11 protein-coding genes are annotated in these 8,857 nt (G+C 67.9%); 3 read left to right on the top strand and 8 right to left on the bottom strand.

Features of this window, described 5'->3' with window-relative positions:
- The first annotated feature begins 245 nt into the window (after nucleotides 1–245).
- Nucleotides 246–1,277: a restriction endonuclease gene (locus ABZ281_RS25135; protein WP_356658897.1), complete on the top strand. Its 1,032-nt coding sequence runs from the start codon at nucleotides 246–248 to the stop codon at nucleotides 1,275–1,277.
- Nucleotides 1,278–1,371: 94 nt separating this feature from the next.
- On the opposite strand, the gene ABZ281_RS25140 is transcribed toward ABZ281_RS25135, so the two are convergent.
- From ABZ281_RS25140 to ABZ281_RS25165, 6 genes are read right to left on the bottom strand one after another with little or no spacing between them, the layout of a single operon-like run.
- Nucleotides 1,372–2,121 carry a class E sortase gene (locus ABZ281_RS25140; protein WP_356658899.1) on the bottom strand — a complete coding sequence of 250 codons (750 nt, stop codon included), beginning with the start codon at nucleotides 2,119–2,121 and terminating at the stop codon, nucleotides 1,372–1,374.
- Nucleotides 2,122–2,134: 13 nt separating this feature from the next.
- Entirely contained in the window at nucleotides 2,135–3,304 is a 1,170-nt protein-coding gene (locus tag ABZ281_RS25145) for a class E sortase (protein WP_356658901.1), read from the bottom strand.
- Complete coding sequence (locus tag ABZ281_RS25150) at nucleotides 3,301–3,939, bottom strand: aminodeoxychorismate/anthranilate synthase component II (RefSeq protein ID WP_356658903.1); 639 nt, start codon at nucleotides 3,937–3,939, stop codon at nucleotides 3,301–3,303. Before ABZ281_RS25150 ends, ABZ281_RS25145 begins: the two co-directional genes overlap by 4 nt.
- Nucleotides 3,936–4,133: a hypothetical protein gene (locus tag ABZ281_RS25155; RefSeq protein WP_037668147.1), complete on the bottom strand. Its 198-nt coding sequence runs from the start codon at nucleotides 4,131–4,133 to the stop codon at nucleotides 3,936–3,938. The genes ABZ281_RS25150 and ABZ281_RS25155 overlap by 4 nt, the downstream gene beginning before the upstream one ends.
- Nucleotides 4,134–4,150: 17 nt before the next feature.
- Nucleotides 4,151–4,828 carry a class E sortase gene (locus ABZ281_RS25160; protein ID WP_356658905.1) on the bottom strand — a complete coding sequence of 226 codons (678 nt, stop codon included), beginning with the start codon at nucleotides 4,826–4,828 and terminating at the stop codon, nucleotides 4,151–4,153.
- A 20-nt stretch (nucleotides 4,829–4,848) separates the two neighbouring features.
- On the bottom strand, nucleotides 4,849–5,631 hold the full coding sequence (locus tag ABZ281_RS25165) for a DUF881 domain-containing protein (protein ID WP_356658907.1): 783 nt from the start codon (nucleotides 5,629–5,631) through the stop codon (nucleotides 4,849–4,851).
- A 139-nt stretch (nucleotides 5,632–5,770) separates the two neighbouring features.
- Between ABZ281_RS25165 and crgA the strand changes: the two genes are divergently transcribed.
- Nucleotides 5,771–6,025: a cell division protein CrgA gene (crgA, locus tag ABZ281_RS25170; RefSeq protein ID WP_030846986.1), complete on the top strand. Its 255-nt coding sequence runs from the start codon at nucleotides 5,771–5,773 to the stop codon at nucleotides 6,023–6,025.
- A 254-nt stretch (nucleotides 6,026–6,279) separates the two neighbouring features.
- Here crgA and ABZ281_RS25175 read toward each other — a convergent pair whose 3' ends face one another.
- Both ABZ281_RS25175 and ABZ281_RS25180 read right to left on the bottom strand, forming a co-directional pair.
- Entirely contained in the window at nucleotides 6,280–7,170 is an 891-nt protein-coding gene (locus ABZ281_RS25175) for a rhomboid family intramembrane serine protease (RefSeq protein ID WP_356658910.1), read from the bottom strand.
- Nucleotides 7,171–7,258: 88 nt separating this feature from the next.
- Nucleotides 7,259–7,786, bottom strand: coding sequence for a peptidylprolyl isomerase (locus ABZ281_RS25180; protein ID WP_356658912.1), 528 nt, complete (start codon nucleotides 7,784–7,786; stop codon nucleotides 7,259–7,261).
- A 338-nt stretch (nucleotides 7,787–8,124) separates the two neighbouring features.
- Between ABZ281_RS25180 and ABZ281_RS25185 the strand changes: the two genes are divergently transcribed.
- Nucleotides 8,125–8,826, top strand: a complete 702-nt coding sequence (locus ABZ281_RS25185; protein WP_356658914.1) for a DUF5324 family protein — start codon at nucleotides 8,125–8,127, stop codon at nucleotides 8,824–8,826.
- The last annotated feature ends 31 nt before the right edge of the window (nucleotides 8,827–8,857 follow it).

The raw sequence follows: 8,857 nt of genomic DNA on the forward strand, positions 1-8,857 counted from the left end.
AGCGCCTCGAAGAACCTCGCCTTCAGCACCTCAAAATCCACGATCCCCGCAACTCCCTGAACTCCAGGGTGTTGCGGGGATCAGTAGAACCGGCCACAGAGGCCGGGGGCTCTGCCTTTCACGGCCTGGGGCATCCCCGAAAAGGCGTGCGTCCGTCCATCGTGTCTTCATATGTCCCGACTCGTTCACCGGGTGGGTTGGGGCATCGGAATCCCACCCCGGCCATACGAGCCGGAGGACAGCATGTGATCAACGAAACGGCCTTGCTGGAATCACCGACCCTGCGCGGCAGCGTGCTCGACCGCACGGACGTGCTCGACAGGGTCAAGGCACTCTCGCTGCTGCCTGACGGGATGCATGTGACGACCGCGATGGTGGCGTCGTACTTCGATGTCGGACTCGAAGCCATCAAGTCGCTCGTGAAGGACCACCGGATCGAACTGGAAGCCAGCGGCTACCGGCTGCTGACCGGCGAAGAACTGAGGTCCTTCAAGAACCTCAGTGGAATCCAGTCACGCACCCGCTCCCTCGCGCTCTTCCCCCGACGCGCCGTCCTCAACATCGCCATGCTGCTCCGTGACCGCGAAGTCGCACGTCAGGTGCGTGTGTACCTCCTCGACATGGAGTACCTGGCGCGCACACAGCCTGTGGAAAACCCTGCCCCGGCCCACACCGCCTCTCTCGACGCCCGCATCGACCAGCGCATCACCCACATCCTGGGGAGGACCGTCGTCCCCCTGTTCAACGCCCTGATCGAAACCTCGGGCGAACACCGGAGGGAGCTCACCGCCCTCCGGGCAGGCGTCCAGCGCATCGAGAAGCGGCTCCAGCAACACCACACCCGGCTGCAGCGGCTGGAAGCCCCCCGGGAGGGCCGCCCCCTCGCCGGAGTCATGGCCGCCATGGACGCCATGAACGGACGCGAGTTCGAAGAGCACGTCGCCGAGCTGCTGCGCCGCGACGGCTGCACCAACGTCGTCGTGCAAGGCGGCGGAAGGGACCGGGGCATCGACATCACCGCGCTCACAGCCGACGGGCGGCGCATCGTCGTCCAGTGCAAGCGGTTCGCGCCCCACCTCTCCATCACCAGCCCCGAGATCCAGAAGTTCCTCGGGGCGCCCAAGGTCCTGCACGACTCCGAAGTGGCCCTGTTCGCGGCGACCTGCCCCTTCACCCGCGACGCCCTCAACATCGCAGCCGAGAGCGGCATCACCGCCGTACCTCGCGGGCTGCTGGAGGAATGGAGCGCCGGGGCGGCCCTGACCGTCCTGGCATGACGGCCCGACCGTGACAAAGGCCCGAAGCCGCAAGAGAAAGTTGCGGCTTCGGGCCTCCGTCATGCTACCGGCCGGCCTCCCCCAAGGAGCACAGTCAGCCCAGTTCCTTCGGCGGAGTCCGGTCGCTGTCCACCTTCTCCACCCGCTCCAGCTCGCCCCACACGATGTACCGGTACGTGCTCGTGTACACCGGCGTGCAGGTCGTCAGGGTGATGTAGTGGCCCGGCTTCTTCCTGCCGGACTCCTTCGGGATCTGGGAGAGGACCTTGACGTTGTACTTCGAGGTCTCGGGGAGGATGTCGTAGACCTTGTAGACGAACCACTCGTCCTTCGTCTCGAAGACGATCGGGTCGCCCTTCTTGATCTTGTCGATGTTGTGGAACTTGGCCCCGTGGCCGTCGCGGTGGGCAGCAAGGGAGAAGTTGCCGTCCTTGCCCGACATCGGCAGGGTCGCCTTGACGGGGTCGGTGTAGTAGCCGGCGACGCCGTCGTTGAGGATCTTGTTCGACGTGCCCTTCTCGACCAGGACCTCGCCGTTCCTCATCGCCGGCACGTGCAGGAACCCGATGCCGTTCTTGGTGTCCAGCGCGCCGGGGCCGCCCCGGCCGTGCGCCCAGTCCTCACGGACCTCGTCGGCCTGCTTGCCGGCCGCGCGGTCGGCGACCACGTTCGTCCACCACAGTGAGTAGGCGACGAACAGGCCGAGGACCAGGCCCGCGGTGATGAGGAGTTCCCCGAAGAAGCTGACCGCCATGGCGATCGGGCCGGGCCTGCGACGTGCCGCAGGCGGCCGGGACGCCCCGCCGGTGTGCTTCTCGTGGTCGGTGTCGGTGGTCGCTGCCACTGGTCATCTGCCCTTAACTGACGAGCGCATCCGGCTTGCCCTTGCTGCGCGGCCGTTCCTCGACCATCTTGCCCCAGACGATCATCCGGTACTTGCTGGTGAACTCCGGCGTGCACGTGGTCAGCGTGATGTAACGGCCGGGCTTGGTGAATCCGGAGCCGGTCGGCACCGGATTCAGGACGCTCGTGTTGCTCGGTGACGTCACCGGCAGGATCGACGCCATCTTGTAGACGAAGTACTCGTCCTGCGTCTCCACGACGATCGGATCGCCCGGAGCGAGCTTGTTGATGTACCGGAACGGTTCTCCGTGGGTGTTGCGGTGACCCGCGAGCCCGAAGTTGCCGCTCTTGTCGCCGGGCATCGCCGTCTTCAGCGCGCCCTCGGCGTAGTGGCCGACCATGCCCCGGTCGAGCACGCCCTTGCTGCTGGTGCCCTCGGCGATCGGGACCACCACGTCCAGCTTCGGAATGTGCAGGATGGCGAAGCCCTGCCCCGGTTCGAAGGCCCCCGGGTTGCGCTTGCCGCTCGCCCAGTCGTTCTGGAGGCTGCTGGCCTCCTTGCCGGCCTGGGCGTGCGCCCGGACGTTCGTCCACCACAGCTGGTAGGTGACGAACAGCAGCATCAGCACGCCGGTGGTGATGAACACCTCTCCTATCGCCCGGCTCGCGACGACCGCCGCGCCGGGCTTGCGCGCCCGCGCCTGCCGCCGCGCCTCGACCCGCGACAGCGGCGCCCGCGACCGGCTCCCGGTGCCGGTGGACGCGGACGGGGTGTCCGACGTGTCCGACGCTCCGCCATGGCGCCCGTGACGGCGCTTGGCGGCCTTTCTGCGGGCCGCACGGCCACCGTGGGCGGGTCCGTCCTGCCGTGAGCCCGAAGACGCCGTAGAGCCCACTACGGGGTCGCCAGTCTCCGTCGGTGGATCCGGTAGCCGCAACGCCACCGTCTCTTCGTCGACGGGCGGCAGATACGACTCGTCCGGCACAGGCTCGTAAGAGGCGTACTGCCCCGGATGCCGCGGGCTGGACTGCGCCTGCGCTCCCGGCTCAGGCGGATAAGACTCCCACTGCGGGGACGCACCGTGGCCCCGTCCGCCCGACCAGTCCTCGAACGCGCCCGACACCCCGTACGACTGCTGCCCGTACGAGGTGTCGGACTCGCGCTCGGGGCGCAGGGCGGTCACGCCGAGGCCCTGCCCACCACCGGGGCGAGCCCGGCCGACCTCGCCACCGCACCCTGGTCGCCGCACTCCGCCAGCCAGTTGGCCAGCATCCGGTGCCCGTGCTCGGTCAGCACCGACTCGGGGTGGAACTGCACACCCTCGACCGGCAGTTCGCGGTGCCTCAGGCCCATCACGATGCCGTCGTGCGTACGGGCCGTGACCTCCAGCTCCGCCGGGACCGTGGCGGGCTCGGCGGCCAGCGAGTGGTAGCGCGTCGCCGTGAAGGGGGAGGGCAGGCCGGCGAAGACACCGCCGCCGCCGTGCTCGACCAGTGAGGTCTTGCCGTGCAGCAGCTCGGGCGCGCGGTCCACCACACCGCCGTACGCCACCTGCATCGACTGCATGCCGAGGCAGACGCCGAAGACCGGGACGCCCGTGTCGGCGCAGTGCCGGACCATGTCGACGCAGACACCCGCCTGCTCGGGCGTGCCCGGACCCGGGGAGAGCAGAACCCCGTCGAAACCGTCCTGGGCGTGCGCCGTCGACACCTCGTCGTTGCGCAGGACCTCGCACTCGGCGCCGAGCTGGTAGAGGTACTGGACCAGGTTGAAGACGAAGCTGTCGTAGTTGTCGACGACGAGGATGCGCGCGCTCACTGGTTGTCCACCGTCACATCGTTGAAGGGCAGCAGCGGTTCCGCCCACGGGAAGACGTACTGGAAGAGGACGTAGACCACGGCCACGACCAGGACGAGTGAGATCACTGCCTTCGCCCACGTGTTCCCCGGCAGATGCCGCCAGATCCAGCCGTACATGCCGTCCCTTCCGTCGTACCACGGCACCAGACCCACGCCGTACAGCCACCAGACTAGCGGCGCAGCGCCTCAGGTTTCCCGGCCTCCACGGGCTGGGTGGAGTCCAGGTGCGCCCAGACGATCAGACGATGACTGTGTCCCCACTCCGGTTCGCACGTGGTCAGCGTCAGATACCGGCCCGAACGCGTGTACCCGGAAGTACGTGGGACAGGGTCGATCACCTCGATGTCCGAGGGCACTGTTTTGTACGGTCCTTTGTCGATCCGATACGTGAACCAGGTGGTGCCGTCGGTCAGCACCACGGCGTCACCGCGCCTGAGCTCGGGGAAGTCCTTGAACGGGTCACCGTAGGTGCGGCGGTGGCCGGCGACCGCGAAGTTCCCCTTCTGCCCGAGCTGGGCGGTCTCGGCGTAGTGGCCGAGGCCCTTCTTCAGGGTGCCGGTGGCGGTGCCTTCGAGCACGGGCTTGTTCCACGTGAAACCAAGACGCGGGATGTACATGATCGCGAAAGGCCGGCCCTTGGCGTAGGGCGCGGGCTTCGCCGGGCCCACGGGGGAGCCGGCGGCCGGCGGCCGGGGCCTGGACCACTCCTTCCGGAGCAGGTCGATCTGGTCGTCCATGACCTCGTCGGCCTTCACGCCGGTCCAGAAGAGCACGTAGACGACGAACAGCACGATCAGGCTGCCGACGGTGATGCACAGTTCGCTGACGGTCCTGACGATCACGCGCACCGGCAGCTCCCCCGGTCCGGCTACTGCTCCACGGGCTTCGCGTAATGCAGATCCACTGTGCCCGAGTAGCCGGGCAGAGTCACCGGGCCGTTCTCCTCGACTTTCCAGCCGAGCCCGTAGACGTTGACGTAGACCATGTAGTTCTGGATCGCCGGGGAGGCCGCCAGCGCCTTCTGCAGCTTGCCCGGGTCACCGACCGCCGTGATCTTGTACGGCGGTGAGTAGACGCGGCCCTGGAGGATCAGGGTGTTGCCCACGCAGCGCACGGCGCTGGTGGAGATCAACCGCTGGTCCATGACCTTGATGCCCTTGGCCCCGCCCTGCCACAGCGCGTTCACCACGGCCTGGAGGTCCTGCTGGTGGATGACCAGGTAGTCGGGCTGCGGCTCGGGGTAGCCGGGGAGCTTGGCGGTGGCGTCCGGCGGGGCGTCGTTGAGCGTGACCGAGATCGAGTCGCCCTTGAGCTTCTGCGTGCCCGCGCGCTTCTCCAGCGCGGCGAGCTTGTCGTCCTCCGCCTTGGTGCTGCCGTCGTCGCGCTCGGCGAGGGCCTCTATGTCCTGGCGCAGGGTGCCGTTGGTCTCGTCCAGCTCGCCGTTCTCCCGGCTGCGCTCGTGGATGAGGTCGGACAGCTTCAGCAGAGAACTGTCCGTACGGATGTTGGTGCCCTTGGCGGTGTCGAAGCTGGTGAAGAAGATGAGCCCCGCGAGAGCGAACACGGCCGCCGTGAGGACGCGCACGGGCCGAAAACGGCGCGCGCGCTCAGGGGTGGATCCCGTCCCGGGGGAGTCGGCAGAATTGCTCAACGTACCCTTATCTCCTTCGGCGCGGCGGAAGCACTACGCTAACGGACGCCCGGGGGAGCAATCGGAGTCCCCTCACGCTGCCCCGAGACCGACCCAGTTACCTGCGCGGCCACGCAGCGCATCGACAGGAGAGACCCTCGTGCCGAAGTCACGTATCCGCAAGAAGGCCGATTACACGCCGCCGCCTGCCAAGCAGACGACCGCCATCAAACTGAGCAACCGTGCCTGGGTCGCGCCCGTCATGCTGGCCATGTTCCTCATCGGCCTGGCCTGGATCGTCGTCTTCTACGTCACCGACGGATCGCTGCCCATCGACTCGCTGGGCAACTGGAACATCGTGGTGGGCTTCGGCTTCATCGCCGCCGGATTCGGCGTCTCGACCCAGTGGAAGTAGCGGCCACCACACGGTGAACGCAGCTCTGCCCAGGGCTGTTCGCTGAGTTATCCACAGCGGTTTTCCACATGGGGATAATGAAGACGATCTGTGGATAACCCGTTGGACGTTGACGCCGGTATGACGGAAGTACCGGTACTCGAAAACCTGTTCGCCCCCTGCCTGACCTGCGTAAACGCAGGTCGGCGGCAGGGGGCACATGTGTTCCCGCACCGTATGCACAAGATCCGACACCCGCTGTGGACAACGCCTGGTCAGGCGAGCTGCGCCGTCCTCAAAACGGTCATGAGCACGACCACGCCCAGGACCAGGGCGCAGGTGCCGTACTGGACCAGTGCGCGGCGCTCTCGCGGAGCGTGGACCATGGCGTATCCGACGACGACACCGGCGACCAGGCCTCCGATGTGGGCCTGCCACGAGATGTTGAACCCCGGGCTGAAGGTGAAGATCAGGTTGATCACCAGCAGCGCGATGATCGGCCGCATGTCGTAGTTGAGCCGGCGCATCAGCACGGCCGTGGCGCCGAAGAGCCCGAAGATCGCGCCGGAGGCACCCAGGGTCGCCGTGCTCGGCGACGTCAGCAGGTAGGCGAGGGCGCTGCCCGCGAGGCCGGAGACGAAGTAGAGCGCGAGATAGCGGACGCGCCCGAGCGCCGCTTCGAGCGGGCCGCCGAGCCACCACAGGCTGAGCATGTTGAACGCGATGTGCCAGATCGCCTGGTGAGTGAACATCGACGTCACCAGGCGGTACCACTCGCCTCCCGCCACGCCCTGTGTGGGCGCGAAGGGTGCCGGCGGCCAGGCGCCGAGCAGGACGACGTCGTTGAGCAGCGACTCGTGGACCTGGACGGCGATGAACACGGCCAGGTTGATCCCGATGAGGATCTTGGTCAGCAGTCGGGGGTCGGCGGCGATGGAGCCGCCCGCGATCGTCCGGGGCATGGCGGCCGTGGGCGCGTGGCCCGTGCCGGAGCCGGTCCGGACGCACTCGGGGCACTGGAAGCCGACGGAGGCGTTGACCATGCACTCGGGGCAGATCGGGCGCTCGCAGCGCATGCAGCGGATGCCCGTCTCGCGGTCCGGATGGCGGTAGCACATGGGGACGCTGTGGGCGTCCTGCGGGCTGCCCGCAGCCTGGTCGTCCATGGTCTCCCCTAGGTCGTGTGAGAAAAGCCCGCCCCGCTCATCCTTACGGATGAGCGGGGCGAATGGTGCCCTGCGGGAGCCGTCGCACTCAGCGGGTCTCGATGACGACCGACTCGATGATCACGTCGTTCAGCGGACGGTCGGTGCGGGGGTTCGTCTGGGTCGTGGCGATGGTGTCGACGACCTTCTGGCTGGCCGCGTCGGTGATCTCGCCGAAGATGGTGTGCTTGCGGTTCAGCCACGCCGTCGGGGAGACGGTGACGAAGAACTGCGAGCCGTTGGTGCCCGGGCCGGCGTTGGCCATCGCCAGCAGGTAAGGCTTGTCGAAGCGCAGGTCGGGGTGGAACTCGTCCTCGAACTGGTAGCCGGGACCGCCGGTGCCGTTGCCCAGCGGGTCACCGCCCTGGATCATGAAGCCACTGATCACCCGGTGGAAGACCGTGCCGTCGTAGAGCCTGTCCGTGGACTTCTCCCCCGTCTCCGGGTGGGTCCACTCCCGCTCGCCCTGGGCGAGCTCGACGAAGTTCTTGACCGTCTTGGGCGCGTGGTTCGGCAGAAGCCGGACTTCGATGTCGCCGTGATTGGTCTTCAGGGTGGCATAGAGCTGCTCAGCCACGATCTGCCTTCCGTTGTCTTTCCGTGACTCCCTGATCCTCGCACGGACCGGCCTTCGCGTCGCCCGGCCTCGGTGCAGCGGGGGGAAACCCTCGGCGGGCGCCCGCAGAAAATCAGGCCAGTCCTCCCGGGGCGGGGGCGCTGGGCGGCGATCCGTGGCATTGTCGTCGACAAGCTCCTGTTGCCCCCTATTCATCCGCTATCGCACGTGATCGGCTCCGGATGCCGACTTGCGTGACCCGGATGCCCTTCCGCGCATGCCTGGTCGTGCGCCAGGAGGCATGATCCGTAAAAGGGTGGAAAGTCGAAATACCGTACGCCACCGAGGAGGAGGAACCCGTGACCCGCATCGACAGCGTGCGCGCCGCGACCGGTTCGGCGAAGGACAGCGTGCTGCACGCCGCGGAAGTGGTGGCGCCCTACGCCGACACGGCCAAGGACAGGGCCGCGCACTACGCACACGAGGCACGCGTACGGCTAGCGCCCAAGGTGACGCAGGCCGCAGGGCAGGCGCGCGTCCAGTACGGCACTCATATGCAGCCGTATCTGGAGCAGGCCCGCACGCATGTGCCGCCGAAGGTCGACCAGGCCGCCCAGGAAGCCGCCGAGCGCACCCGCAAGGCCGCCCGCCAGGCGGCGGAGTACTCCAGGCCGAGGATCGAGCACGCGGTGGCCGCCGCCGTGCCCGTCACGACCGAGGCCGCAGCCCGGAGTGCGGCCGCCCTGGCCGCGCTGCGCGGCCAGGTTACGTCCAAGGAGATCCAGAAGCTGGTCCGCAAGCACGAACGGCGGGCCAAGGCCGGCAAGGCCATGAAGACGCTGGTGATCCTGGGTGCCGTGGCGGGTGGTGCTTTCGCCGCGTGGAAGTGGTGGGACAAGCAGGCCAACCCGGACTGGCTGGTGGAGCCCCCGGCCGCGACGGAGGTCCCCGAGTCGGGACACCTGTCGTCCGTGGACGGCACCGGCCCGTCGGTCCTGGACCCGGAGGTCGAGGCCAAGCAGGCCGAGGACAAGGCCGCCCGGCACGACGACCGTTCCTGAGGGCGCACCGGATCCAACAGCACGGCGGGGC

The organism is Streptomyces sp. NPDC006265 (assembly GCF_040613555.1).
Lineage (GTDB): Bacteria > Actinomycetota > Actinomycetes > Streptomycetales > Streptomycetaceae > Streptomyces.